This is a genomic window from Streptomyces sp. NPDC013455, from assembly GCF_040632975.1.
Classification (GTDB): Bacteria; Actinomycetota; Actinomycetes; order Streptomycetales; family Streptomycetaceae; genus Streptomyces.
The window spans coordinates 180,770-206,884 of record NZ_JBEYCX010000001.1 but is presented as its reverse complement, the minus strand read 5'-3'; the positions used below and the strand labels follow the sequence as shown (position 1 = coordinate 206,884).

General features: G+C 73.5%; 22 protein-coding genes. 14 read left to right on the top strand and 8 right to left on the bottom strand.

Features of this window, described 5'->3' with window-relative positions:
- The first annotated feature begins 70 nt into the window (after positions 1 to 70).
- The 4 genes from ABZ576_RS00875 to ABZ576_RS00860 all read left to right on the top strand — a co-directional run bounded on the left by ABZ576_RS00875 (position 71) and on the right by ABZ576_RS00860 (position 3,183).
- A complete protein-coding gene (locus tag ABZ576_RS00875) occupies positions 71 to 436 on the top strand; it encodes an Rv2175c family DNA-binding protein (RefSeq protein ID WP_360734180.1) in 366 nt (121 codons plus the stop codon).
- Between the two features lie 90 nt (positions 437 to 526).
- The gene (gene thiE, locus ABZ576_RS00870) at positions 527 to 1,174 is read left to right on the top strand and encodes a thiamine phosphate synthase (protein ID WP_360734178.1); all 648 of its coding nucleotides are present in this window, start codon (positions 527 to 529) and stop codon (positions 1,172 to 1,174) included.
- Positions 1,175 to 1,264: 90 nt separating this feature from the next.
- Entirely contained in the window at positions 1,265 to 2,188 is a 924-nt protein-coding gene (gene metF, locus ABZ576_RS00865) for a methylenetetrahydrofolate reductase [NAD(P)H] (protein WP_360734176.1), read from the top strand.
- A gap of 56 nt (positions 2,189 to 2,244) precedes the next feature.
- Positions 2,245 to 3,183, top strand: a complete 939-nt coding sequence (locus tag ABZ576_RS00860; RefSeq protein ID WP_360734173.1) for a hypothetical protein — start codon at positions 2,245 to 2,247, stop codon at positions 3,181 to 3,183.
- 39 nt (positions 3,184 to 3,222) lie between these two features.
- Here the strand turns inward: ABZ576_RS00860 and ABZ576_RS00855 are convergent, their stop codons facing one another.
- The 4 genes from ABZ576_RS00855 to ABZ576_RS00840 form a co-directional block, all read right to left on the bottom strand.
- Entirely contained in the window at positions 3,223 to 4,731 is a 1,509-nt protein-coding gene (locus ABZ576_RS00855; protein ID WP_360734171.1) for an NAD(P)/FAD-dependent oxidoreductase, read from the bottom strand.
- 426 nt (positions 4,732 to 5,157) lie between these two features.
- A complete protein-coding gene (locus tag ABZ576_RS00850; RefSeq protein ID WP_360734168.1) occupies positions 5,158 to 5,787 on the bottom strand; it encodes a TetR/AcrR family transcriptional regulator in 630 nt (209 codons plus the stop codon).
- 47 nt (positions 5,788 to 5,834) lie between these two features.
- Positions 5,835 to 7,919: a YhgE/Pip domain-containing protein gene (locus ABZ576_RS00845; protein WP_360734165.1), complete on the bottom strand. Its 2,085-nt coding sequence runs from the start codon at positions 7,917 to 7,919 to the stop codon at positions 5,835 to 5,837.
- Positions 7,891 to 8,700 carry an ATP-binding cassette domain-containing protein gene (locus ABZ576_RS00840; RefSeq protein WP_360734163.1) on the bottom strand — a complete coding sequence of 270 codons (810 nt, stop codon included), beginning with the start codon at positions 8,698 to 8,700 and terminating at the stop codon, positions 7,891 to 7,893. The genes ABZ576_RS00845 and ABZ576_RS00840 overlap by 29 nt, the downstream gene beginning before the upstream one ends.
- Before the next feature lie 162 nt (positions 8,701 to 8,862).
- On the opposite strand from ABZ576_RS00840, the gene ABZ576_RS00835 reads away from it, so the two are divergent.
- The 3 genes from ABZ576_RS00835 (at position 8,863) to ABZ576_RS00825 (ending at position 11,092) form a co-directional block, all read left to right on the top strand.
- Entirely contained in the window at positions 8,863 to 9,429 is a 567-nt protein-coding gene (locus ABZ576_RS00835) for an SAV_6107 family HEPN domain-containing protein (RefSeq protein ID WP_360734160.1), read from the top strand.
- A gap of 141 nt (positions 9,430 to 9,570) precedes the next feature.
- Positions 9,571 to 10,341 carry a methyltransferase gene (locus ABZ576_RS00830; protein WP_360734157.1) on the top strand — a complete coding sequence of 257 codons (771 nt, stop codon included), beginning with the start codon at positions 9,571 to 9,573 and terminating at the stop codon, positions 10,339 to 10,341.
- A gap of 367 nt (positions 10,342 to 10,708) precedes the next feature.
- On the top strand, positions 10,709 to 11,092 hold the full coding sequence (locus tag ABZ576_RS00825; protein ID WP_360734155.1) for a DUF3040 domain-containing protein: 384 nt from the start codon (positions 10,709 to 10,711) through the stop codon (positions 11,090 to 11,092).
- Positions 11,093 to 11,173: 81 nt separating this feature from the next.
- Here the strand turns inward: ABZ576_RS00825 and ABZ576_RS00820 are convergent, their stop codons facing one another.
- From ABZ576_RS00820 to ABZ576_RS00805, 4 genes are all read right to left on the bottom strand, one after another.
- Positions 11,174 to 13,558 carry a DUF3488 and transglutaminase-like domain-containing protein gene (locus tag ABZ576_RS00820; protein WP_360734152.1) on the bottom strand — a complete coding sequence of 795 codons (2,385 nt, stop codon included), beginning with the start codon at positions 13,556 to 13,558 and terminating at the stop codon, positions 11,174 to 11,176.
- Entirely contained in the window at positions 13,555 to 14,919 is a 1,365-nt protein-coding gene (locus ABZ576_RS00815; protein ID WP_360734150.1) for a DUF58 domain-containing protein, read from the bottom strand. Before ABZ576_RS00815 ends, ABZ576_RS00820 begins: the two co-directional genes overlap by 4 nt.
- Positions 14,919 to 15,935, bottom strand: coding sequence for a MoxR family ATPase (locus tag ABZ576_RS00810; protein WP_360735485.1), 1,017 nt, complete (start codon positions 15,933 to 15,935; stop codon positions 14,919 to 14,921). Before ABZ576_RS00810 ends, ABZ576_RS00815 begins: the two co-directional genes overlap by 1 nt.
- 306 nt (positions 15,936 to 16,241) lie before the next feature.
- Complete coding sequence (locus tag ABZ576_RS00805; protein WP_360734147.1) at positions 16,242 to 16,487, bottom strand: hypothetical protein; 246 nt, start codon at positions 16,485 to 16,487, stop codon at positions 16,242 to 16,244.
- A gap of 353 nt (positions 16,488 to 16,840) precedes the next feature.
- Here ABZ576_RS00805 and rsmH point away from each other — a divergent pair, with 353 nt between their 5' ends.
- The 7 genes from rsmH (at position 16,841) to murD (ending at position 26,077) form a co-directional block, all read left to right on the top strand.
- On the top strand, positions 16,841 to 17,797 hold the full coding sequence (gene rsmH / locus ABZ576_RS00800) for a 16S rRNA (cytosine(1402)-N(4))-methyltransferase RsmH (RefSeq protein ID WP_360734144.1): 957 nt from the start codon (positions 16,841 to 16,843) through the stop codon (positions 17,795 to 17,797).
- A 67-nt stretch (positions 17,798 to 17,864) separates the two neighbouring features.
- Positions 17,865 to 18,512 carry a septum formation initiator family protein gene (locus ABZ576_RS00795; protein WP_360734142.1) on the top strand — a complete coding sequence of 216 codons (648 nt, stop codon included), beginning with the start codon at positions 17,865 to 17,867 and terminating at the stop codon, positions 18,510 to 18,512.
- A 5-nt stretch (positions 18,513 to 18,517) separates the two neighbouring features.
- Positions 18,518 to 20,482, top strand: a complete 1,965-nt coding sequence (locus tag ABZ576_RS00790; RefSeq protein ID WP_360734139.1) for a penicillin-binding protein 2 — start codon at positions 18,518 to 18,520, stop codon at positions 20,480 to 20,482.
- Between the two features lie 166 nt (positions 20,483 to 20,648).
- Positions 20,649 to 22,169 (top strand): UDP-N-acetylmuramoyl-L-alanyl-D-glutamate--2,6-diaminopimelate ligase, encoded by a 1,521-nt coding sequence (locus tag ABZ576_RS00785; protein ID WP_360734136.1) that lies wholly within the window; start codon positions 20,649 to 20,651, stop codon positions 22,167 to 22,169.
- Positions 22,170 to 22,173: 4 nt separating this feature from the next.
- Entirely contained in the window at positions 22,174 to 23,589 is a 1,416-nt protein-coding gene (gene murF / locus ABZ576_RS00780) for a UDP-N-acetylmuramoyl-tripeptide--D-alanyl-D-alanine ligase (RefSeq protein WP_360734133.1), read from the top strand.
- Positions 23,586 to 24,659, top strand: coding sequence for a phospho-N-acetylmuramoyl-pentapeptide-transferase (mraY, locus tag ABZ576_RS00775; RefSeq protein ID WP_201818126.1), 1,074 nt, complete (start codon positions 23,586 to 23,588; stop codon positions 24,657 to 24,659). Before murF ends, mraY begins: the two co-directional genes overlap by 4 nt.
- Positions 24,641 to 26,077: a UDP-N-acetylmuramoyl-L-alanine--D-glutamate ligase gene (gene murD, locus ABZ576_RS00770; protein WP_360734131.1), complete on the top strand. Its 1,437-nt coding sequence runs from the start codon at positions 24,641 to 24,643 to the stop codon at positions 26,075 to 26,077. Before mraY ends, murD begins: the two co-directional genes overlap by 19 nt.
- Positions 26,078 to 26,115: the final 38 nt, after the last annotated feature.

Here is a 26,115-nt window from a genome sequence, read left to right as displayed (position 1 = left end):
GGCACGACGGTGCCGCGGACGGCCGACGGCGGATCGCGGGCGAGGCCGCGGAGCGCCTAGGCTGGATTCCGTGACCGAGATTGACGCAAAGATCGATGCTCTCGTCCCCGACTGGCTCACCCTCCCCGACATCGCCGAACAGCTCGGCGTCGAGGTGACGCGTGTGCGGCAGCTGGTCAAGGACGGCCAGCTCATCGCCGTACGCCGTGGTGAGAACCGGGCACTGCACGTCCCCGCCGCCTTCATCGACGGGGACAAGGTCGTCAAGGGCCTGTCCGGGACCCTGACGCTCCTGAGGGACGACGGCTTCACGGACGAAGAGATGATCGAGTGGCTCTTCACCCCCGACCCGACCCTGCCCGGTACCCCCGCGCAGGCCCTGAGCGAGAATCGCGGCACGGAGGTGAAGCGCCGCGCCCAGGCGCTCGCCGTCTGAGCCGACCCGCGGCAGGAGGTGGCGTGCGGGCCGGACGTCCGTACGCCACCAGCCGAACCGCAGGGACACCGACCACGGGGGGACCCAGCCATGTCCGACACCGCCCGCACCGCGCTCGCCGACGCCCGTCTGTACCTGTGCACGGACGCCCGCAGGCGCCAGGGTGACCTGCCCGAGTTCCTCGACGCGGTACTGGCCGGCGGGGTCGACATCGTGCAGCTGCGCGACAAGGGCATGGAGGCCGCCGAGGAGCTGGAGTACCTGGAAGTCTTCGCCGACGCCTGCGCCCGGCACGGCAGGCTGCTCGCGGTCAACGACCGGGCGGACGTCGCCCACGCCGCCGGCGCCGGTGTGCTGCATCTGGGCCAGGGCGACCTGCCGGTCCCCGCGGCCCGCGCGATCCTCGGCGACGGGGTGCTGATCGGCCGCTCCACGCACGCCGAGGACGAGGCCGCCGCTGCCGCCGTCCAGGAGGGTGTGGACTACTTCTGCACCGGCCCCTGCTGGCCCACCCCGACCAAGCCCGGCCGCCACGCCCCCGGCCTGGACCTGGTCCGGTACACGGCCGGCCTCGGCACCGACCGCCCCTGGTTCGCCATCGGCGGCATCGACCTCGGCAATCTCGACCAGGTGCTGGACGCCGGTGCCCGCCGGGTGGTCGTGGTCCGCGCGATCACCGAGGCGCGGGACCCGGGCGCGGCGGCGGCGGAGTTCGCGAAGCGGCTGCGCCAGGGCTAGCTTGTCCAAGGGGTGGACAGGAAGTCGACAAATCGGGCAAATTTCCGACGTTTGGTTGGGGGACCGCCCACCCCTGGCTAACCTGCCCGTATGGCCCTCGGAACCGCATCGACCAGGACTGATCGCGCACGCACCGTGCGCGACATCCTCGCCACCGGCAAGACGACGTACTCGTTCGAGTTCTCTGCGCCGAAGACGCCCAAGGGCGAGCGGAACCTGTGGAGCGCGCTCCGGCGGGTCGAGGCGGTCGCTCCCGACTTCGTCTCCGTGACCTACGGTGCCGGCGGCTCCACGCGGGCGGGCACGGTCAAGGAGACCCAGCAGATCGTCGCCGACACCACGCTGACCCCGGTCGCCCACCTCACGGCGGTCGACCACTCCATCGCGGAACTGCGCAACATCATCGGCCAGTACGCGGACGCCGGCATCCGCAACATGCTGGCCGTGCGCGGCGACCCGCCCGGCGACCCGATGGGCGAGTGGGTGCCGCACCCCAGGGGCCTGACCTACGCGGCCGAACTCGTCCGGCTCATCAAGGAGTCGGGCGACTTCTGTGTGGGCGTGGCCGCGTTCCCGGAGATGCACCCGCGCTCCGCGGACTGGGACACCGACGTCGCCCACTTCGTGGACAAGTGCCGTGCGGGCGCCGACTACGCCATCACACAGATGTTCTTCCAGCCGGAGTCCTACCTGCGGCTGCGCGACCGCGTGGCGGCCGCGGGCTGCGACACCCCGGTGATCCCGGAGGTCCTGCCCGTCACCAGCGTCAAAATGCTGGAACGGCTGCCGAAGCTCAGCAACGCCCACTTCCCGGACGCCCTGAAAGAGCGGATCCTCACAGCGAAGGACGATCCGGCGGCGGTACGCTCCATCGGTATCGACTTCGCCACGGAGTTCTGCGCACGGCTGCTGGCCGAGGGAGTGCCCGGACTGCACTTCATCACGCTCAACAGCTCCACGGCGACCCTGGAAATCTACGAGAACCTGGGCCTGCACCACCCCCCGCAGGCCTAGACCGGCCGCCTCGCGATACGACACACTGCGTAGCGGTCATTGGGAGAGGGGCGTACATGGGCTGGACGGTCCTCTACATCGCGTTCGGCGTCGTCGCGCTGTGGTTGCTCGGCGAGGTACTGCTGCAGTACAAGGCACGGCTGCGCTGGCGGCTGCTCGCCTTCGGTGGCTTCCTCGGCGTCGTCCTGGGCGTGCTGATGCCGTCCGTCGTCGTGATCGGGCTGGGCGCGATCGCCTTCGCGCTCGGCCAGACCTACGTCACACTGTCGTTCCGCCGCGGCTTCGCCGCCGGCTGGGCGGTCAAGCGGCCCGGCCCCGAGGCCGCCGGCGCCCCGAGGCGCCGCCGCGGCAAGGCCGACCGGCACGGCGCGGACAGCGGGGCCCACGCCCCCGGGTCCGCGGACACCGCCGACGGCCGGGCGCACGAGAGCTACGAGAGCTCCGTACACCCGGGGAACCCCGGGGATGCCGACCACTACGACGACTACGACCGCGACGACGTCTTCACCCCGGCGCCCTCCCGCCCGGCCGGACCCACCGCCGCCGAGACCACCGCCGTCTACGAGCCGCAGCCCCTCCCCGAGGACACCGGCAACTACGGCGTCTACGGCGACACCGCCTACGCCCACACCGCCCAGCCCCGGCACACCGGCGAACAGGGCCAGGCCTACGACTACTCCGGCTACGCGCAGCAGGGCTACGGCTACGACGGCGCGGGCCAGCAGGGCTACGCCAACTACTCCGACCCGTACATCGGCAGCCAGCCCTACGGCTCCTACGACCAGGGCTACGGCCAGCAGTACCAGCAGGGGTACGGCCAGGAGCCGTACGGCGGCGGCTACGGCGAGACCCCGGCCGGCGGGGTGTGGGTGCCGCAGCAGCGCACCGACGATTCCCACGGCGGTGAACTCCCGCCGGAGCAGGCGTACCCGCACCAGGCCGGCGGCCAGCAGCCGAACCCCGGCGCCGGGTACGACGAGCAGTACCGCTTCTGAGCCCCTCCGGCTCCGGCCCGGCCGCTCCCGGGTAAACGCTCAGCGCGAGCCGCGGAACCCCGGCCCCTCCACGATGAGCCCGGCCACCAGCGCACCCGACATGCCGGCGTGCGGCAGACCGCCGCCGGGGTGGGACCAGCCACCGACGGAGAACAGACCCGGCAGGGCCGTGGTGTTGGCCGGGTGCAGCACCCCCTCGGGCGCGGCCAGCGCGGGCGGCGGGACGGCACCGCCCGTGGCGCCCGTCTCCCGCTCGGTGTGCACCGGCGTCCGGACCTCCCGCCACAGCACCCGCTCGCGCAGCCCCGGTACGGCACGCTCGGCCGCGGCGGCCATGCGGTCCGCGAAGGCGTCGGCCGCTCCCGGCGCCGCCCAGTCGTACTCCGCCGCCGACGGCACCGTCGCCGTCACCACCACGGACTCGTGCTCCCCGTCCGGACGCAGGGCGGGATCGTCCGGCCGGTCCACCACGACCTGCGGCAGGCCGGACACCACCCCGTGCCGGAGCAGGTCCGGATCGCCCTCGGGGTCGGCCGCGTGCACCACCGTGCGGTGCACGGCACCCGCCTCCCGCGCGCCGCGCAGCGCCAGGCACACCACCACCCGGCCCGGGTGACGGTCCTCGGGCCGCGCCGGCACCTCCCCGGCGCCGTACAGCTCCCTGCCCGCCACCAGGGCGCCCAGCCGCCAGGGCCCGGTGCCGACGACGAAGTCCGCCGCGGTGACCGTCCCGTCGGCCAGCTCGACCCCGGCCGCCCGGCCCTCCTCCTCCAGGACCCGGGTGACCTCGGCGCCGAAGACGAACTCGACCCGCCGCTCCAGGCAGCGCTCGTACACCGCGCGCGCCAGCTCCCGGATCCCGCCGCGCACGTACCAGGTGCCGAAGGCGTGCTCCATGTACGGCAGCACGGCCGCGCTCGCCGGGGCGGTCCCGGGATCCAGGCCGTAGGCGAGCGCGTAGCCGTCCAGCAGCCGTGCCAGCCGGGGGTCGCGCAGCTCCCAGCGGCCGATCTCGCCGAGCCGGGCCGCGCGCCGGGTCCGCAGCAGCCGCTTGCGCGGGACCGCCGGGTACGGTTCCTTGCCGGCCAGCACCTGCCAGTTGGACCACAGCGGCTCCTCCAGCAGCGGCCGGCGGGTGCGGTCCCAGGCCTCCCGGGCCCGTACCAGGAACTCGCCCCAGCTCTCGCCCGCCCCCGCGCCCAGCGCCTCGTCCAGGGCCGCGACGACCCCCGCGCGGGAGGCGTTGGGCAGGCAGACCTCGCCGCCGTCCGCGAACACGTGCCGCGCCGACGGGTCGACCTGGACCAGCTCGACGCAGTCCTCCAGCGGCTTTCTGCCGGTCTTGACGAACAGATCGCGGTAGACGGCCGGCAGCGTCAGCAGACCCGGGCCCGTGTCGAAGCGGAACCCGTCCCGCTCGAACCGGCGCACCGCTCCGCCGTACGTCTCCGTGCGCTCGTACACCACCACCCGGTGGCCCGCGACGGCCAGCCGGGCGGCGGCCGCCATCGCGCCCATCCCGGCGCCGATCACCACAATCCGTGCCATGCCCGCGACTTTATCGAGCGCCGCCGACGCCCCGGCCGCCGGGCGGGCGGCGGCGGGTCCGGGGGGTGCGCGGCCACGGCCTGGGCACGCGTGCGGACGGCTGAGTACGCGTACTCAGAGTGCCACTTGAGTACCTGCGCGGATGGGACGAGGGCCTCCGGAACGAGAGAGTGGAGCCACGGCCAGGGGGCGTGGCCCGGCACCGCCGACACGGGGCGGCGGAACGGCGCCCGTCCACCGGCCGCTCCTTCCGCCGATTCGTCGGCGGAAGCGAGACACGGGGGCCTCGGGGAGACGACCGGCCACGGGGGTCCACACGGGGGAACCCGTACGGGGGAGTACGGGGCGGAAGTACGGGGGACGGGGGAACACGGGGGAGGGGAAGGCGCCGGTCCGGCAACGGACCGGCGCCTTCCGCGTGTGTGCTCAGACCTTGCCGCTGACCCGCCCCTGGAGCAGCCGGGACAGGGCCGCGTGGACGTCGTCCAGCGAGCGCTCCGGCTGGAACGCCTTCCAGTCCAGCGCGGCCACCAGGACCATGCCGACCAGCGCGGCCGCCGTCAGCTGGATGTCGATCTCGTCGCTGAACTCGCCGGCCGCCACACCCTCGCGCAGCACCCCCTCGACCACCGCGACCGCCTCCTGCCGCACCACCATGAGCGTGGACTGCCAGGCCCGGTTGGTGCGCCACAGCTCGGCGACGTAGAGCTGGGTGAAGGCCGGGTAGCGGTCGATGAAGACCAGGCCCGCGCGGATCATCGCGTCCAGCGCGTCCACCCTGCCGCCGCCCTCGCGCGCCGTGCGCTCGGCCGCCTCCTTCAGGGAGGCGGTGAGCAGGCCGACACCGTGCCGGAGCAGCTCCTCGAAGAGAACCGACTTGCTCGCGAAGTTGTAGTAGACCGTGCCCTTCGCGACCCCGGCCCGCTCGGCGATCTCGTCCACGGTGGTCGCGGAGAAGCCCTGCTCGGCGATGAGCGTGACGGCCGCCTCGTAGAGCTTCTGCCGGGTGGCCTCGCGGCGCGTGCTGCCCCCGGACCTGGCGCTGCTGCTTTCCATGGCCCTGATTCTCACAGGTACGCGCCCGTGCGGGCGCTTCCCGGGGATCACAGGCTCAGCTCCGGGTGCAGCCGGTCCAGCGTCCACACCTGGCGGCGCCGGGCCGCGAGGGCCGTCAGCGCGAGGGCGCCGGCGGTGAACGCGGCGAGCACGGCGCACGCCTGCCACACCGGGCCGAGCCCGCCGCCGGTGATCAGCCGGCGCAGTGCCTCCACGATGTAGCTCATCGGCAGGAACGGGTGGATCGCGTTGAAGAAGCCGGGGCTCGTCTGCACGGGGTAGGTGCCGCCCGCCGACGTCAGCTGCAGCATCAGCAGCGCGAGCACCAGGATCCGGCCCGCCGCGCCGAAGCGCGCGTTCAGCCACTGCACCAGCGCCGCGAAGCAGGCCGTGACCAGGCACAGGAAGCCGACCGTGCCGGCCGCCCGGACCATCTGCAGCCCGATCGCCCAGTGCAGCACGGCCATCAGCGCGGCCACCTGGAGCACGCCCACGGCCACCACCGGCAGCCAGCCGGCCAGCGCGATCCGCCAGGCGGAGGCGCCGGCCGCCAGGGCGCGGCGGTTGAGCGGCGCGATCAGCATGTAGGCCACCATCGCGCCGACCCACAGGGACAGCGGCAGGAAGTAGGGCGCGAAGCCGGTGCCGTAGTTCGGCGCCTTGTGCAGGTCGTGGGAGGCGAGCTGGACCGGGTCGGCCATGACGCCGGTGCGCCGGTCGCGGTCCCGCTTGTCGTAGTCCGGGATCTTCCCGGCGCCGGAGTGCAGCCCGCCGGCGAGCTTCCCGGAGCCGTCGGACAGCTTGTAGAGGCCGCCGTTGAGGGTCTCGGCACCCGACTTGGCCGTACCGACGCCCTTGTCCAGCGCGACCGCGCCGGTCCGGGCGGTGCCGAGGCCGGTGTGCAGCTTCTCGGCGCCGGTGGCGACCTTGTGCGCGCCGGTGTTCAGCTTGTTGATCTTCTTGACGGCGTCCTCGACGTCCTCCGACAGGTGGGGTGCGCGCTCGGCCAGGGCCGTGGCCTGCTTGCGCAGCGCGCCCAGGTTGTCCCGCATCGTCTTCAGGTCGCCGTTCTGGTCCGCGATGAGCGTGTTGAGGTCGTCGGCGACGGTGGCCACGTCGGCGGCGGCGGTCCTGGCCCGCTTCAGCTGCGGACAGGCCGTATCGGGGACGGCCGCGGTCTCGCAGCGCGCCTTGTACACCTCGTCCAGGGCGGCGGAGGACGCGTGGGCGGTCCTGGCGGCACCCGGCGCCAGCTTCACCAGCACGTCGAGGTTGTCCTTGACCGCCTTGGCCGAGTCGGCGACCAGCCGGGCGGCGTCCCCGACGGTCTTCTCGTTGCTCGTCAGGAACGGGCCCGCGTCGGCGTGGACGGCGTTGACCTTGTCGGCGAGGGCCTGGGTGCCGTCGGCGACCTGGCGCGAGCCCTTCTCGAGGTCGGCGGAGCCCGTGTCCAGCTTCTTCAGGCCCTTGGCCAGCTTGCCGCTGCCGCCCTTGGCCTTCCTCAGCCCGTCGGCGAGGTCCTTGGAACCCTTCTCCGCCTTCCCGATGCCGCTGTTCAGCTTGTCGGCGCCCTTGGCCGCCGTGACGGTCTCGTCGTGGATGTCGGAGAACGAGACGAAGATCTTGTCCAGGAAGGACCGGGAGGCCTTCGTGGACGCGGCCGAGCGCACCTCGCTGAAGACGGTGCGGGAGATCTGGCCGACGATGTAGTTGTTCGCGTCGTTGGTGCGCACCCGCAGGGCGCCGGTCTCGGGGGAGTCGCCCGAGCTGGAGGCGATCCGGTGGCTGAAGTCGGCCGGCATGGTCAGCGACAGGTAGTAGGTGCCGTCCTCGACGCCCTCGCGGGCCTCCTCGTCGCTCACCTCGTGCCACTCGAAGGTCCGGCTGTCGCGCAGCCCGTCGACGATGTCGTCGCCCGCGGTGAGCTTCCTGCCGCCCGCCGTGGCGCCCTCGTCCTCGTTCACCAGGGCCACCGGTATGCGGTCCAGACGGCCGTAGGGGTCCCAGAAGGACCACAGGTACAGGGCGCCGTAGAGCAGGGGCAGCACGAGCAGCGCGACCAGGGCGGCGCGCGGCAGCTTCCCGCGTCCGAAGCGCCTCAGCTCAAGCGCGGCCAGCCTCGGCGAGCGCATCGGCCTCCTCCTTCCGGTCGCTCTTCCGGCCGCTCTTCCGGTCGCTCGTCCCGCCGCTCTCGTCGTCGCTCCGCCGGGTGGACACCGCCACGCAGTCCTCGGGTGCGGTGCGGCAGACCGCCAGGACCGTCGTTCCCGCGCGCGCGAGGGACCGCAGCAGCTCCCAGACGTCGGCGCGTTCGGTGTCGGAGAGCTTCACGTCGACGTCGTCGACGCCGAGCAGCCGGGGCCGGCCCATGACGGCCAGCGCCACGGACAGGCGCAGCTCCTGGATCCGCTCCAGGTCGCGCACCGCCGTCCGGGAGCCCTTGGGCAGGGATTCGAGGTCGAGTCCGGCGGCGGCCAGGGCCGCGTCGACCCGCAGCCGCGCCTCGTGGGCGCGCTGGGCCCGGGGGCGCAGCACCTCGCGCAGGGAGCCGCCGAACCTGTGCTCCAGCAGGGCCCGCTCCCGCAGGTGCTCGCCGACGGTCAGGGCCGGCTCCGGATCGGTCACGCCGGCCACGTTGGCCACCGCGCTCACCCGGCGCAGGGCCGCCATGTGCCGGGGGAGTTTGAATCCCGCGACGGTGGCGACCCCTTCGGTGGGCTTCATCCGTCCGGTGAGCGTGAGGAGCAGACTCGTGCGGCCGGAGCCGGAGGGTCCCTCCAGGGCGATCAGCGAGCCGGGTCCCGCGTCGAGGGTGACGTGCCGGAAGACCCACCCCCGGGGCCCTTCGAGTCCGAGGTCCCCGGCCTCGACGTCCGCTCCGGCCGTGCCGCCGGTGCCGTCCGTGCGGTCCACGCGCCCCCCTGCCTGGCATATTTGAACTGACTGGTCAGTGCAAAAATACGCCCGAACCGGAGGGTGAGGCAAAGGCCCAGGTCAGAACGGATTGTCAGTGCCATACCTCACGATGGGCCCATACGGCACACGTGCCGTCACCCAGACGACAGGAGGTTCGTCATGGCCCACTCGTCCGCAGCCGCCGCCCGCCGGCGCCGCGCCACCGGCCCTGCCCCCTCACTGACCGGCCCGGCGAGCGACGTGCACCCCGTGCTCCGCCGGACCACGGCCCCGCCCGCCGCCCTCGACCTGCTCGCCCAGGCCCGCGCCGGCCTGGAGGAGGCCACCGTGCTGGACACGCCGAACGAGCGTTATGCCACGGCCCACCTCGCCGCCCTGCGCACCGCCGCCGCCGTGCTCGCCGCCCGCGGCCGGCCCGAGACCTCACCGCGCCGCCGGGCCCGGATCCGCAGCGCCTGGGAGGTGCTGCCCGAGATAGCGCCCGAGCTGACCGAGTGGAGTGCGCTGTTCGCCTCCGGCGCCGCGCGCCGCGCCCGCGCGGAGGCGGGCATCCAGGGAGCGGCCCGGCAGCGGGACGCCGACGACCTGATACGGGACGTCGCCATGTTCCTCCGCATCGTCGAGCGGATGCTGGTCCTCCAGCCGGTCCTGCCCCAGCCCCGCCGGGACCCGGGCGCCGAGGACACCGCCCCGGGACGGGGAGGCGGCCTCCCGGACGCGGGCTGACGGGGACGCGCGTGGTCGTACCCGGTCGCGGGCCGAGCCGGGCGCGCGTGGTCGTGCGCGGCCGCGGTGACCAGGCACGGGGTGAAGGCAATAGGGTGGAGGTCGCCTGAAGCGTTCCGCCCTGCCGAGGAGTCAACTGCCGTGTCGGACCCGACTCGACCCCGCGCCTCCCTCCGTACCGCCGTGGTCTGGGAGGTCCTCCGGGACGCCCTCGACCGCCGGGTCAAGGCCACGGGCCGGGACTCGCTGGACGTCCTCGACACCGGAGGCGGCAGCGGCAACTTCGCCGTGCCCCTCGCCCGCCTCGGCCACCGCGTCACGGTCGTCGACCCCAGCCCCAACGCCCTGTTCGCGCTGGAGCGCCGCGCCGCCGAGGCCGGGGTCGCCGACCGGGTCAAGGGCGTCCAGGGCGACGCGCACGGCCTGTTCGACGTGGTCGAGCGCGGCGGCTACGACGCCGTCCTGTGCCACGGTGTCCTGGAGTACGTGGACGACCCGGCCGAAGGCGTGCGCAACGCGGTGGCCGCGCTGCGCTCGGAAGGCGTCCTCAGCGTGCTCGCCGCCGGTCTCGGCGGAGCCGTGCTCGCCCGCGCCCTCGCCGGCCACTTCAGCGAGGCCCGGCAGGCGCTCCAGGACCCCGAGGGCCGCTGGGGCACCGGCGACCCGATGCCCCGCCGCTTCACCGCCGACCAGCTCACCGCGCTGGTCGAGGGCGCCGGGCTGCGGGTGGGCGCGGTCCACGGCGTGCGCGTCTTCGCCGATCTCGTGCCCGGCGTCCTGGTGGACACCGAGCCGGGCGCCCTCGACGCGCTGCTGAAGCTGGAGGCCGCGGCGGCCGAGCTGCCCGCCTTCCACTCCGTCGCCACCCAGCTCCACGTGCTCGGTGAGACGAAGGGCACGGCAGAGGTCTGAGGGCACGGCGGGGCAGGGGCGCACGGAGTGCGGGCAGGGATGTCCGCGCACCGAGGGCACCCCGAGCCCCGCGTGCACCGGGCCGCTCCGGGCGCACTGCCGGGACCAGCCGCTGATCAGCGGCTCGGCAGCAGATGGAGTACGCCACAACCGGCCCGGACGAGGGGGCGGCGCCGTATGATCGAGGTACACCGCCCGGCATGACGGGTCGGCCGCCGGGGAATGGAAGCCTCAGCGAGCCGGACGCCCATGACGGACTCCGGTTGGCCAATTGGCGTAGAGGGGCGGGTTTCACGGGGGCGATTCCCTGCCTATCCTGAAGGGACCCCCCGGGTCGCCCCGGCGACTGCACGATGAGGAGGACTCCGTGCCGCTCTCGGAGCACGAGCAGCGCATGCTCGAGCAGATGGAGCGAGCGCTGTACGCCGAAGATCCCAAGTTCGCGTCAGCGCTTGAGGGAAACGGGCTGCGGACGTACACCCGGCGGCGGGTCTACCAGGCGGTTGCCGGCTTCCTCGTGGGTATCGCGCTCCTCATGGCCGGAATGGTCGCCCAGTTGATCTGGGTCAGCGTGGTGGGTTTCCTCGTCATGCTGGGCTGCGCCGTGCTCGCCGTCACCGGCTGGCGCAAGGCCCCCAAACCAGGCGAACAGCCCCCGGGCGCCGTCGGCCGCCAGGTGCGTCCCAAGCGCTCCGTGATGGACCGGATCGAGCAGCGCTGGCAGCGCCGCCGGGACGAACAAGGGCACTGACGCTTCGCGCTCCAGGCGCCGGGCACAGCGGACAGACGTGAGGGGCGGCCACCGGATGGTGGCCGCCCCTCACGCGTGTGCTCAGCTCCGCTGCCCGGACGGCCGGCGCAGTACCGGCCGGGCCGCCGCGACCCGGTTCCTCAGCGCCGCCCAGCGGGCGTACACCGCCCACAGCACCCGGACCGACGAGCGTGGCAGGAACAGCGCCCGCAGCCGCGCCCCCGTGCCCACCGCGGCCCGCAACCCCTCGATCACCCGGCGCACGTCCTCGGCCGCGCCCGCCGTCGGGCCGGGCCGGGGCGCGTACAGCACCTGCTCCACCGCGTCCGCCACCCGGTGCACCGCGGCCCCGGCCGCCGGATCGAGCCGCCCGAGCCGGACGATCCGGGCGGCGGCCTTGCGCGGGGTCAGCGCGTCGTCCGGCGCGATCCCGTGGTCCCAGGCACTGTCCGTCAGCTCCTGCCAGGCGGCCAGGGTGTGCGCGGCAGCGGCCTCCGGCGTCCGGGCGTGCCCGCCCAGCCGGCGCGCCCGCGTCCGCCCCCGCCACAGCAGCGGCGTCAGCGGAGCCGCCAGGACCAGCAGCACACCCAGTCCGGCCGGCAGCCACCACCACGGGACCGCACCGTCGCCGCCGGACCGCGGGGCCGCCGCGGCGGACGGGCTGCCGCAGGCCTCCAGCTTGCGCAGCCCGCCGGCGCAGCTCTCGCTCGGCGAGGCCGCCGCCGACGGCGCCGAGGAGGAGCCCCTGGACGGCAGCGCCTCCTGCGGCAGCGAGGTGCCGGGCGCGTCCGGCTGGGTGTACGACGGCGTGGTGCCGCGGGTGGGGGTCGGCTCGAAGCGGGTCCAGCCCACCCCCTCGAAGTACAGCTCGGGCCAGGCGTGCGCGTCCCTCTGGTTCACCGCCACCGTGCCGTCGGCCTGCGGGGTGCCAGGCGCGAAACCCACCGCGACCCGGGCCGGGATGCCGAGGGTGCGGGCCATCGCCGCCATCGCGAAGGAGAAGTGGACGCAGAAGCCCTCCTTCTTCTTCAGGAAGTTCGCTATGGCCCCCGGACCGCGGCCGACCTCGACCTTCGTGTCGTACTGGAAGCCCCCCGTGACCGAGAACCAGTCCTGGAGCTTGACGGCTTCCTCGTAGTGGCTCTCCGCCCCTTCGGTGATCTCCTCGGCGGTGCGGGCCACCACATCGGGCAGCGAGGACGGCACCCGGGTGTACGCGCGCCGCAGGGCGGCCGGCGGCTGCGGGGCGGAGGCCAGCTGCGCCGCGGTCGGCCGCACGTCCAGGCTGGTCACCTGGTAGGTCGCCCCCCGCGTGGTCTGGCCTCGGTCGCCGACGACGGTCATCGCCTCCGGCTCGTACCGCCACCGGCCGCCGATGCTCACCTCGCTCGGCGGATAGGGCATCGGCAGCCAGCCCTGGGAGTAGAAGTCCGCGGCGGCGACCGTCGTCCTCACCTTGTCGCGCTTGACGTCCGCGGCCAGGCCGGCCGGCGTCGGGAGCGCGTCCGGCACGGCCACGACGCGCCGCGTGGTGGGCTTCCAGGTGGTGCCGTCGAAGTCGTCCAGCGAGACGATCCGCAGGTACAGGTCGGAGATGTCGTTCGTGCTGGTGCGCAGCGACAGCACCTGGCGGTCGTCGTTCGTGTTCAGGTCGTCCCGCAGCGAGACCAGCAGTTCGACGGCGGAGCCCCGGCCTCCGCGGCCGGTGCCCACGCCCACGCCCGTGCCGGTGCGGTCCAGCAGCCCGCCCTGCATCGCGGGCAGGGCCAGCGGCACCAGCAGGGCCACGCCGAGCGCGACCGCGCCGATCCGGCGTCCGGTGCGGACCGGCGCCACCGCGTTGCCGTCCGGGGCGCCCGGGGTGCGGGGCGCGCCACCGAAGACCCGGCCCCACTGGGCGAGCCGCTCCCGGCCCTCGGCGAGCAGCAGCATCAGGTAGCCGGCCGCCGCCACCAGGAACCACAGCCAGTCGGCACCGCCGTCGGACAGGCCCGCGGCCACCGAGTACAGCGCGAGCAGCGGCAGCCCGGCCGGGGCCGCGCTGCGGAAGGTCACCGCCAGCGTGTCCACCAGCAGCCCGATCACCAGCGCACCGCCGATCAGCATCAGCTCGATGCCGTCGGTGAGCGGTGCCGGTATCGCGTACTGGTTGACGTCGTCGGAGCCCCGCTGGAGCAGGTCGGCGAAGTACCGGAAGGTGTCGGGGCCCGGTATCAGCCCGAAGAACGCGTGCTGCCGGGCGAACACCAGCGTGAGCAGCACCAGGGTGACCAGGGCCTGCGCCGCCACGGTCAGGGTCCGGCCCAGCGGCACCCGCCGGGCCGCCGCGCCCGCCCCGCTCTGCACGGCCACCAGCGGGAGAAGCTGGAGCAGCCAGGTCGGCTCGGCGACCAGCGGCAGCAGTGCGCAGGAGACCATCAGCGTGGCCGCCGCCGCGGACAGCGTCAGCCGTGCCCGCCCGCTCATACCCGTGCCTCCCCGCTCGACGCCGCCAGGCCGGAGCGTTCCCGGTCGGCCTGCCGCCACAGTCCGTCCAGTGCGGCGCCGCGCGGCACGCTCAGCGCCGTCCAGCCCGCCTCGCGCAGCAGCCGCAGCCGCTCCGCGTGCCGGTCGCCGCCCGGGCCGGGCACGTCGGTCGCCTCCCGCACCCAGGTGTCGGGGTCCAGCACGAAGGCGACGGCGCCGCCGCTGCGCCGGCTCATCTTGGCGACCGTCGTGGCCTGCTCCTCGTCCAGGTCGCCGAGGAAGGCGACCAGCAGGCCCTCGTTGCCGCCGCGCAGCACGTCGTAGGCCCGGGACAGCCCGGTGCCGTCGGAGTGGTCGATCACCGCGAGGGTGTCCAGCATCAGCCCGGCCGTCTCCGCCGTCTCCTGGCCGCTGCCCGCGAAGCCGTCGGCGGTCTCGCCGGGCACCGTGCTGCCGGCGTCCGTCAGCAGCCGCACCGAGAAGCCGCGCTCCAGCAGGTGCACCAGCACCGAGGCGGCACCGGAGACGGCCCACTCGAAGGCCGAGTCCGGGCCCGCGCCCTCGTAGGCGCCGCCCCGGGTGTCCAGGAGCACCGTGCACCGGGAGCGCCGGGGCTGCTCCTCGCGGCGCACCATCAGCTCGCCGTGGCGCGCGGTGGACGGCCAGTGCACCCGCCGCAGGTCGTCGCCGTAGCGGTACCCGCGCGGGATCACGTCGTCCTCGCCCGCGAGGGCAAGCGAGCGCTGCCGGCCGTCGCCGTACCCCCTGGCCTCGCCGCCGAAGCGGACCGGGGCCAGCGGCTCCACGCGCGGGATCACCGTCAGCGTGTCGTACGCCGCGAAGGAGCGGGTCAGCTCGCACATGCCGAACGGGTCCGAGAGCCGCAGCTGGAGCGGGCCCAGCGCGTACCGGCCGCGCAGGTCCGAGCGGACCCGGTAGGACACCTCGCGGCGGCCGCCCGGCTCCACCCGGTCCAGCACGAACCGGGGGCGCGGACCGAGGACGTAGGGCACCCGGTCCTGGAGCATCAGCAGACCGGTGGGCAGCCGGGAGACGTTGTCCATGCGCAGGTGCACCCGGGCCTCGCTGCCGGCCGGCACGCGCGCGGGGGTCAGGTGGCGGCTCGCCGCCACCCGGTACCGCGTCCGGTAGAGCACGGCCGCGCAGATCAGGGGCAGCACGGCGAGCAGCAGGCCGACCCGCAGCAGATCGCTCAGGCCCAGCACGAACGCGCAGACCGCGGCGGCGACGCCGGCCGCGAAGAAGGAGCGGCCACGGGTGGTCAGACCCGCCAGGGCCGTCCGGACACCGCCCCTCTCCCCGCGGTCGGCCTCCGCCGGTCCCGGCCCCCCCGGGCTCATCACAGACTCCGCGGGGGCTGCTGGGGATAGGCCGGGACCGCGCGGACCGGGCCGCCGAAGCCGGCCTGCCGGCCCGGGGCCGCGGGCACCGGGGTGTGCTGCAGGATCTCCAGCACCACCTGCTCGGCCGTACGGCGGTTGAGCTGGGCCTGGGCGGTGGGCAGCAGCCGGTGGGCGAGGACGGCGACGGCCAGCGCCTGGACGTCGTCCGGCAGCGCGTACTCCCGGCCGGCCAGGGCCGCGGACGCCTTGGCGGCGCGCAGCAGGTGCAGCGTCGCACGCGGGGAGGCGCCGAGTCTGAGGTCGGGGTGGGTGCGGGTGGCGGCGACCAGTTCGACCGCGTACCGCCGGACCGGCTCGGAGACGTGCACCTTGCGGACCGCCTCGATCAGCTTCAGTATCTCGTCCGCGTGTGCCACCGGCCGGAGGTCCTCCAGCGGGCTCACCCCGCCGTGGACGTCCAGCATCCGCAGCTCGGCCTCGACGCTCGGGTAGCCGACGGAGACGCGGGCCATGAAGCGGTCCCGCTGGGCCTCGGGCAGCGGGTACGTGCCCTCCATCTCGACCGGGTTCTGGGTGGCCACCACCATGAAGGGGCCGGGCAGTTCGTACGACTTCCCGTCGATGGTGACCTGCCGCTCCTCCATGGACTCCAGCAGTGCGGACTGGGTCTTGGGAGAGGCGCGGTTGATCTCGTCGCCGATCACGATCTGCGCGAAGATGGCGCCCGGCTTGAACTCGAACTCCCGGCGCTGCTGGTCCCAGATGGGCACCCCCGTGATGTCCGAGGGCAGCAGGTCCGGCGTGAACTGGATGCGCCGCACGGAGCAGTCGATGGACCGTGCCAGCGCCTTGGCGAGCATCGTCTTGCCCACCCCGGGGACGTCCTCGATCAGCAGATGGCCCTCGGCGAGCAGCACGGTCAGCGCGAGCCGTACGACCTCGGGCTTGCCCTCGATCACACTCTCCACCGAACCGCGCACCCGCTCCACCGTGGCGGTCAGGTCGTCCCCCACCCGCGCACTCACGGGGGTGGGGACACCCCCATGGCTCGCCCGATCGTCATAGGTCGTCACCCGGCCCTCCTCGGCCCGTACTTTCCGGGCCGCCGCTCGATACGCGACCGGCCCACCCCGAAACACGGACACCACGCGGGAAAGGTTCCGCGTGATGCCACACCCGCATTCTTGCCGCCGTTACCGATTCGTGTCACTCGCCTGTGGACAACTGCCCGCGCGATGTCGGTCTCACGACTCTTCCGACCGTTCTTCCGGCGCGCAACGGCGGTATGCGGCGCGGGGCGACCGGCGGACGCGCCCGGGTCAGGCCGGGTCGGCCTCGCGCAGCCGGCCGGTGCGCACGTCGAAGACGAAGCCGCGGACGTCGCCGGTGTGCGGCAGGAAGGGCGAGGTGCGCACCCGCCGCATGGACTGCCGCACGTCCTGGTCCACGGGGTCCGTGAACGCCTCGGCGCAGCGCCGGTTGGCCGCCACGAGGCGGTCGGTCACGGTGTCACCGGCGGTCGTGGCGCCTTCGGGTCCGGCGGGCACGGCCGCGGAAGTCGTCATGCGCAAGACGGTACGGGTCACGGACCGTGGCGGCCCGCCGGGAGAGGGGACAAAGAGCGTCATCGTGGCGTGTTGTGAGCTAACCCACTGGGTGGGCAAAGGTGGGCCGAACGGGTGGAACCGCGTGAATCGATGTTCCCTCTGTGTAGCGGTGCGCGACGCGCAGGCCGGTTGATTGACCCTGGGACGCCGTGGACTAAAGTTGCGCGAAAGCGGGAGACGAGTCTCTCCCCGCTGGTGAAACCCCCGGAGACGCCGGCACGTGCCCGGACCCGTCTCCCCGCGCGCGCGGCGCGTACGTACGGCTCGGGGGACCGACGGTGCGTACGGCCCGCCGGAACTGAGAGGCCCCCTTGAGCCAGAGTCGACACGTCCCGGTGATGCTCCAGCGGTGCCTGGACCTGCTGGCGCCCGCCCTGGAGCGGCCCGGCGCGGTGGTCGTCGACTGCACCCTGGGTCTAGGCGGGCACAGCGAGGCGCTGCTGGCCCGGTTCCCCGAGGCGCGGCTGATCGGCCTCGACCGGGACAAGGAGGCACTGCGCCTGTCCGGGGAGCGGCTGGCACCCTACGGCGAGCGCGCCACCCTCGTGCACGCCGTCTACGACGAGCTGCCCGACGTACTGCGCCGGCTCGGCCTCGCGCGCGTGCAGGGCGTGCTGTTCGACCTCGGGGTCTCCTCCATGCAGCTGGACGAGGCCGACCGCGGCTTCGCCTACGCCCAGGACGCGCCCCTGGACATGCGCATGGACCAGACGACCGGCATCAGCGCCGCCGAGGTCCTCAACACCTACCCGGCGGGCGAACTCGTCCGCATCCTGCGCGCCTACGGCGAGGAGAAGCAGGCCAAGCGGATCGTCGGCGCGATCGTCCGGGAGCGGGAGAAGGAGCCGTTCGCCAACAGCGCGCGGCTCGTGGAGCTCATCCGCGACGCGCTGCCGCAGGCCGCCAAGCGGACCGGCGGCAACCCGGCCAAGCGCACCTTCCAGGCGCTGCGCATCGAGGTCAACGGCGAACTGTCCGTCCTCGAGCGGGCGATCCCGGCCGCCGTGAAGGCCCTCGACGTCGGCGGGCGGATCGCCGTGCTGTCGTACCACTCGCTCGAAGACCGGCTCGTGAAGCAGGTGTTCGCGGCCGGGGCGACCTCCACCGCGCCGCCCGGGCTGCCCGTCGTGCCCGAGCAGTACCAGCCGCGGCTCAAGCTGCTCACCCGCGGTGCCGAACTTCCCACCGAGGAAGAGATCGCCGAGAACCGCCGGGCCGCACCGGCCAGGCTGCGCGGCGCCGAGCGCATCAGGGAGGACGTCGAGTGAGCCAGACGGGCCGGAAGGCTTCCGCCGCACGCCGGGGGAGCGGTTTCCGCTGCGCACCGGGGGAGCAGTGAGCAGGAAACCCGAGCTGAAGGGGAGGGCCGCCCGGCTCGCCCGGCTCCTCCCGGCCGGCCGCGCCCGGGCGGCCCGCACCCCGTTCGTCCTCCTCGTCGTCGTCCTGCTCGGCGGCGGACTCATCGGGCTGCTGGTGCTGAACAGTGCGCTCAGCGAGGGCTCGTTCCGGCTCGCCGACCTGCAGAAGCGGACGAAAAACCTCACCGACCAGGAGCAGGCCCTCCAGCGGGACATCGACGCCTACTCGGCCCCCGACGCCCTCCAGCGCCGCGCCCGGCAGCTCGGCATGGTCCCCGGCGGGGACCCGGCCTTCCTCGGCCCCGACGGCAGCGTCAAGGGCGTCCCCAGCGCCGCCCCCGAGTCCGCGGTCCTCTCCGGTCCGGCCGCCCCCGGGTCCGCGGTCCTCTCCGATTCGGCCGCCCCCGAGCAGCCGACGGACCCGGCCGCCCCCGAGCAGCCGATGGACCCGGCCGCCGCCCAGCCGACGGACCCGGCGGCCGCCCCCCAGCCGACGGACCCGGCAGCTCCGGCCGCCCCGGCCGCCGGTGCGGTGCCCCCCGCCGCCCCGGCCCCGCCGCCGGGAGCCGCCCCGGCCCCGGCAGCCACCCTCCAGCCCGCCTCCACCCCGACCCCCGGCAGGTGACGGAAGTGACCGACAGGGAACCGCCGCGCCGACGTGTGCCCGGGCCGGCCAGGCCCCCGCGGCCGCGCGCCGCCGTCCGGCGGCAGCCCGGGCCCGGCGCCCGGCCGGTCCGCCGCTCCGGCGGGGCCCGGCCCATGCCCCCGCGCCCGCTCCGGCTCGGCAGCCCCCGGCCCCGGCTGCGCCTGGTCGGCCTCGCCCTGACCCTGGTGCTGCTCACCTTCGTCGTACGGCTGCTCCAGGTGCAGGCCGTCGACGCCAGCGCCTACGCGGCGCGGGCCGAGCAGAACCGCTACGTGGTGCACACCCTGGCCGCCGAGCGCGGTGAGATCACCGACCGCAACGGCGTCGCGCTCGCCGTCAGCGAGGACGCGTACGACATCACGGCCGACCCGACCATGTTCGCCCCCAAGCAGCTGAAGATCGGCGACGGCCCGGAGCAGGCCGCCGCGCTGCTCGCGCCGATCCTCGGCCAGGACCGGGCCGCGCTCGTCCGGAAGCTGCGGCCCGAGAACGAGAACTCCCGCTACACCCGGCTCGCCGCCCGGCAGACCCCACAGGTCTGGAAGCAGATCAAGGACCTGAAGGCCGCGCTCACCAAGAAGGCCGAGACCGACCACACCACCGTCAACGTGCTGGCCGGCGTCTTCGCGGACCCCAGCAGCCAGCGCGTGTACCCCAACGGCGACCTCGCCGCCGGGATACTGGGCTGGGTCAACGCCGACGGCCAGGGCGGCGGCGGCATCGAGCAGAAGCTGAACAAGCAGCTGTCCGGGAAGTCCGGCAAGGTCCGGTACGCCCAGTCCGGCGGGCGCGAGGTGCCCACGGCCGGATCCACCGAGACGCCCGCCGTACCCGGCGCCGACGTCGAGCTGACCATCGACCGCGACATCCAGTGGGCCGCGCAGAACGCGATCAGCGAACAGGTGCGCAAGTCCAAGGCCGACCGCGGCTACGTCATCGTCCAGGACACCGCCACCGGCCAGATCCTGGCCATGGCCAACTCGCCCGGCTTCGACCCGAACGACCTGTCGAAGGCCGACGGCGAGGCCATGGGCAACGCGGCCGTCCAGGACGCCTACGAGCCGGGCTCCACCGCGAAGGTGATGTCCATGGCCGCCGTGCTGGAGCGGAAGGTGGCCACCCCGCTCACCCATGTCGTCGTGCCCAACCGGCTGCACCGCGGCGACCGGCTCTTCCAGGACGACATCGACCACGCCACCTGGTACCTGACGCTCAACGGCGTGCTCGCCAAGTCCAGCAACATCGGCACCATCCTGGCCACCGGCGAACTCGGCAAGAGCCAGCCGGAGGCCAACAAGGTCCTCTACGACTACCTGCGCAAGTTCGGCATCGGCGGCTACACCGGCCTCGACTTCCCCGGCGAGACCCCCGGCATCCTCGCCCCGCCGAAGAAGTGGTCCACCTCGCAGCAGTACACGATCCCTTTCGGCCAGGGCTTCTCCATCAACGCCATGCAGGCCGCCTCCGTGTACTCCACCATCGCCAACGGGGGCGTCCGGGTCGAGCCGAGCCTGGTCCGCGGCACCAAGGGCGCCGACGGCCGCTTCACCCCGGCGCCGAAGCCCCGGCAGACCCGGGTCGTCAGCGAGGAGACCGCCAGGAGCCTCGCCCGGATGCTGGAGTCCGTGGTGGACGACGAACAGGGCACCGGCGTCAAGGCCCGCATCCCGGGGTACCGGGTGGCGGGAAAGACCGGCACCGCCAACCGCGTGGATCCGGCCACCGGCCGGTACCGCGGCTACACCTCCTCGTTCGCCGGGTTCGCCCCCGCGGACAAACCCCGCGTCACCGTCTACTGCGCCATCCAGAACGCCACCGCGGGCAGCTACTTCGGCGGCCAGATCTGCGGTCCCATCTACAAGCAGGTGATGGAGTTCGCTCTGAAGACCCTGCAGATCCCGCCGACCGGCGCAGGCCCCGCCAGCCTGCCCGTCGAGTACAAACCCTGATCGGCACCACGGAAACACCAGGAACGAGCTCGTGACAACGATCACCCCGAACCCCGGGAACCACGGGGCCGAGAACCCCTCACTTCGCTCCGGAGCGGGTGCGCCCGGTACGCTCACCGCCGTGCCACACGCTGATCAGTCCCAAACCACCCAGAAGGGCGCTTCCGTGACATATCCGGGACCGCCGCGACCGGTTCAGGTCTCCGCCACACCCCTCGCGGAACTGGCCGATCAGCTGGGTGCCACCGCTCCGGGCGGCTCCGCCGAGGTCACGGGGATCACCCACGACTCGCGCGCCGTCCGCCCCGGCGACCTGTACGCCGCCCTGCCGGGCGCCCGCCTGCACGGCGCCGACTTCGTCACCCAGGCCGCGGGCCTGGGCGCCGTCGCCGTGCTCACCGACCCGAGCGGCGCCGAGCGCGCCGCGGCCACCGGCCTGCCCGTGCTGGTCGTGGACGACCCGCGCGCGCGGATGGGCGAACTGGCGGCGACGATCTACGGCCGGCCGGGCCGGGACCTGCTCCAGATCGGCATCACCGGCACCTCCGGCAAGACCACCACCGCCTACCTGGTGGAAGGCGGCCTGAAGACCGCCCGCGCCACCGGGCTCATCGGCACCGTCGAGATGCGCATCGGCGACGAACGCATCAAGTCGGAGCGCACCACCCCCGAAGCCACCGACCTCCAGGCGCTCTTCGCCGTCATGCGGGAGCGCGGTGTCGAGGCGGTCGCCATGGAGGTCTCCAGCCACGCCCTGGTCCTCGGCCGGGTCGACGGCTGCGTCTTCGACATCGCCGTCTTCACCAACCTCAGCCCGGAACACATGGAGTTCCACTCCGGCATGGAGGACTACTTCCGGGCCAAGGCGCAGCTGTTCACGCCGGAGCGCAGCAGGCTCGGCGTGGTCAACGCCGACGACGAGTACGGGCGCCGGCTCGCGCGGGAGGCGACCGTGCCGGTCGTCACCTTCTCCGCCGAGGGCCACCCCGACGCCGACTGGCGCGCCGAGGACGTCCAGGTCGGCCCGCTGGACTCGACGTTCACCGTCCTCGGCCCGAACGGCGAGCGCGTGCACGCCAAGTCGCCGCTGCCGGGCCCGTTCAACGTGGCGAACACCCTCGCCGCCGTCGTCGCCCTCGCCGTGGCCGGTCTCGACCCGCAGACCGCCGCCGACGGCATCGCCGCCGTACCGGGCGTGCCCGGCCGCCTGGAGCGCGTCGACGCCGGGCAGCCCTACCTCGCGGTCGTCGACTACGCCCACAAGACCGACGCGGTCGAGTCGGTGCTGAAGGCCCTGCGCAAGGTCACCAAGGGCCGGCTGCACGTCGTCCTCGGCTGCGGCGGCGACCGCGACCAGACCAAGCGCGCCCCGATGGGCGCCGCCGCGGCCCGGCTCGCCGACACGGCCGTACTCACCTCCGACAACCCCCGCTCCGAGGACCCGCTCGCGATCCTCGCGACCATGCTCCAGGGCGCGGCCTCCGTGCCCGCGCACGAGCGCGGCGAGGTGCTCCTCTTCGAGGACCGCGCCGCCGCAGTCGCCGCCGCCGTGGGCCGCGCCCAGGCCGGCGACACCGTGCTGGTCGCGGGCAAGGGCCACGAGCAGGGCCAGGACATCGCCGGCGTGGTCCGTCCCTTCGACGACCGCCAGGTGCTTCGCGAAGCTATCCAGAAGACCCAGGGATGAACTTGTGATCGCCCTCTCCCTCGCCGAGATCGCAGAAGTCGTCGGCGGGCAGACGCACGACATACCGGATCCGTCCGTGCAGGTCACGGGGCCGGTCGTCCGGGACTCCCGTGAGGTGGTGCCGGGCAGCCTGTTCGCCGCCTTCGTCGGCGAGCGCGTGGACGGCCACGACTACGCGCCGCAGGTCGTCGCGGCCGGAGCGGTCGCCGTCCTGGCGTCCCGGCCGGTCGGCGTGCCCGCGATCGTCGTGGACGACGTGCAGGCCGCCCTCGGTGCCCTCGCCCGGCACGTCGTACGCCGGCTCGGCGCGACCCTCGTCGCCCTGACCGGCTCCGCGGGCAAGACCAGCACCAAGGACCTCATCGCCCAGGTGCTGCGGCGCAAGGCGCCGACCGTGTTCACGCCCGGCTCGCTCAACAACGAGATCGGGCTGCCGCTGACCGCCCTGTCCGCCACCGAGGAGACGCGGTTCCTCGTGCTGGAGATGGGCGCCCGCGGCATCGGGCACATCCGCTACCTCACCGGCCTCACCCCGCCGAGGATCGGCCTGGTGCTCAACGTCGGCACCGCCCACATCGGCGAGTTCGGCGGCCGCGAGCAGATCGCCCAGGCGAAGGGCGAACTGGTCGAGGCGCTCCCCGCGGCGAGCGACGGCGGTGCCGCGATCCTCAACGCCGACGACCCGTTGGTCCGGGCCATGGCCTCCCGTACCAAGGCGAAGGTGGTCCTTTTCGGAGAGTCGGCCGAAGCGGACGTACGCGCCGAGAACGTACGACTCACGGACAGCGGACAGCCCTCCTTCAGGCTTCACACACCCTCCGGTGCAAGCGATGTGACGATGCGCCTGTACGGTGAGCACCACGTGTCGAACGCGCTCGCCGCGGCCGCCGTCGCCCATGAGCTGGGCATGTCCGCGGAAGAGATCGCCACCGCGCTCTCCGAGGCGGGCTCCCTCTCCCGCTGGCGCATGGAGGTCACCGAGCGCCCGGACGGCGTGACCATCGTCAACGACGCCTACAACGCCAACCCCGAGTCCATGCGGGCCGCCCTCAGGGCGCTCGCGGCCATGGGCAAGGGGCGGCGCACGTGGGCGGTGCTCGGCAAGATGGCCGAGCTGGGGGACGAGGCGCTCGCCGAGCACGACGCCGTCGGACGGCTCGCCGTCCGGCTCAACGTCAGCAAGCTCGTCGCCGTCGGGGGGATTGAGGCCTCCTGGCTGCAACTGGGCGCATATAACGAGGGTTCGTGGGGTGAGGAGTCGGTGCACGTGTCCGACGCACAGGCGGCGATCGACCTGTTGCGCAGCGAGTTGCGCCCGGGGGACGTCGTCCTCGTGAAGGCGTCCCGTTCGGTGGGGCTCGAGAGCGTTGCCCAGGCGCTCGCCGAGGCCGGTGCCGGGCGTGGGGTTGATGCCCGATGATGAAGCAGATCCTGTTCTCGGGCGTCATCGGTCTCTTCCTGACGCTGATCGGCACTCCGCTGCTGATCAAGCTTCTCGCCCGCAAGGGCTACGGCCAGTACATCCGTGACGACGGCCCGCGCGAGCACGCCAGCAAGCGCGGTACGCCGACCATGGGCGGTATCGCCTTCATCCTGGCGACGATCGCCGCGTACTTCCTGTCCAAGGTGATCACCGGCCAGACGCCGACCTACTCCGGTGTGCTGGTCCTCGGCCTGATGTTCGGCATGGGCCTGGTCGGCTTCCTCGACGACTACATCAAGATCGTCAAGCGGCGCTCGCTGGGTCTGCGGGCCAAGGCCAAGATGGCCGGCCAGCTGATCGTCGGCATCGCCTTCGCGGTGCTCTCGCTCCAGTTCTCCGACGCGCGCGGCAACACCCCCGCGTCCACGAAGCTGTCGTTCATCACCGACTTCGGCTGGTCGATCGGCCCGGTGCTGTTCGTCGTCTGGGCGCTGTTCATGATCCTCGCGATGTCGAACGGCGTGAACCTGACCGACGGTCTGGACGGCCTCGCCACCGGTGCCTCGGTGCTCGTCTTCGGCGCCTACACTTTCATCGGCGTCTGGCAGTTCCAGGAGTCCTGCGCCAACGCGCAGACCCTCACCAACCCGGGCGCCTGCTACGAGGTGCGCGACCCGCTCGACCTCGCCGTGGTCGCCTCCGCGCTGATGGGTGCCTGCCTGGGCTTCCTGTGGTGGAACACCTCGCCGGCGAAGATCTTCATGGGCGACACCGGTTCGCTCGCGCTCGGCGGTGTCCTCACCGGTCTGGCCATCCTCTCCCGCACGGAGCTGCTGGTGGCCATCATGGGCGGCCTGTTCGTCCTCATCACCATGTCGGTCGTCATCCAGGTCGGCTCCTTCCGGCTCACCGGCAAGCGGGTCTTCCGGATGGCGCCGCTCCAGCACCACTTCGAACTCAAGGGCTGGTCCGAAGTCCTGGTGGTGGTCCGCTTCTGGATCATCCAGGGCATCTGCGTGATCGTCGGACTGGGCCTCTTCTACGCGGGATGGGCAGCGGACAAGTGACCTCCACCTCGGAGCTCTTCGACTTCCAGGGCAAGCACGTCACCGTCGCCGGGCTCGGCGTCTCCGGCGTCCCGGCGGCCAAGGTGCTGCACGCGCGCGGGGCGGTCGTCACGGTCGTCAACGACGGCGACGACGCACGCGCGCGTGAGCAGGCCGCGGAGCTGGAGGCGCTCGGCGTCACCGTGCGCCTCGGCGACGGGGCCACCCTGCCGGAGGGCACCGAGCTGATCGTCACCGCGCCCGGCTGGAAGCCGGACAAGCCGCTGTTCCTGGCGGCGCGGGAGGCGGGCGTGCCGGTCTGGGGCGACGTCGAACTGGCCTGGCGCCTGCGCGGGCCCGGCGCGGCGCCCTGGCTGGCCGTGACCGGCACCAACGGCAAGACCACCACGGTCCGGATGCTCGCCTCGATCCTGACGGCCGCGGGCCTGCGTACGGCGGCCGTCGGCAACATCGGCGTCTCCCTGCTCGACGCGGTCCTCGGCGAGGAGCGCTACGACGTGCTCGCCGTGGAGCTGTCCAGCTACCAGCTGCACTGGGCGCCCTCGCTGCGCGCCCACTCGGGTGCCGTCCTCAACCTGGCGCCCGACCACCTGGACTGGCACGGCTCCATGGAGGCGTACGCCCGCGACAAGGGCCGTATCTACGAGGGCAATCAGGTCGCCTGCGTCTACAACGTCGCGGACAAGGCCACCGAGGACCTCGTGCGCGAGGCCGACGTCGAGGAGGGCTGCCGGGCCGTCGGCTTCACGCTCGGCACCCCCGGCCCCTCCCAACTCGGGGTCGTCGAGGGCATCCTGGTCGACCGCGCCTTCGTGGAGAACCGGCGGGAGAACGCCCAGGAGCTGGCCGAGGTCACGGACGTCAACCCGCCCGCCCCGCACAACATCGCCAACGCCCTCGCGGCCGCGGCCCTCGCGCGCGCCTTCGGGGTGCCCGCCAGGGCCGTACGGGACGGGCTGCGGGCCTTCCGCCCGGACGCCCACCGCATCGCGCACGTGGCCGACATCGACGGGGTCGCCTACGTGGACGACTCCAAGGCGACCAACACCCATGCCACGGAAGCCTCGTTGGCGGCATATGAGTCGATCGTATGGATCGCGGGCGGTCTGGCGAAGGGCGCGACCTTCGACGAGCTGGTCGCCAAGTCGGCACCGCGCCTGCGCGGTGTGGTCCTGATCGGCGCCGATCGTGCCCTGATCCGCGACGCCCTCGCGCGACACGCCCCGGAAGTACCCGTGGTCGACCTCGACCGGACCGACACTGGGGCGATGCTCCAGGCGGTGACGGAGGCCAAGCGGCTGGCTCGGCGCGGTGACACGGTGCTGCTGGCCCCGGCCTGTGCCTCCATGGACATGTTCACCAACTACAACCAGCGCGGTGACGCGTTCGCGGCGGCGGTCCGCGAACTCGGAGCCTGACCCCGGCCGCCCGCCGGGCGGATCTTGGGAGGGACGCG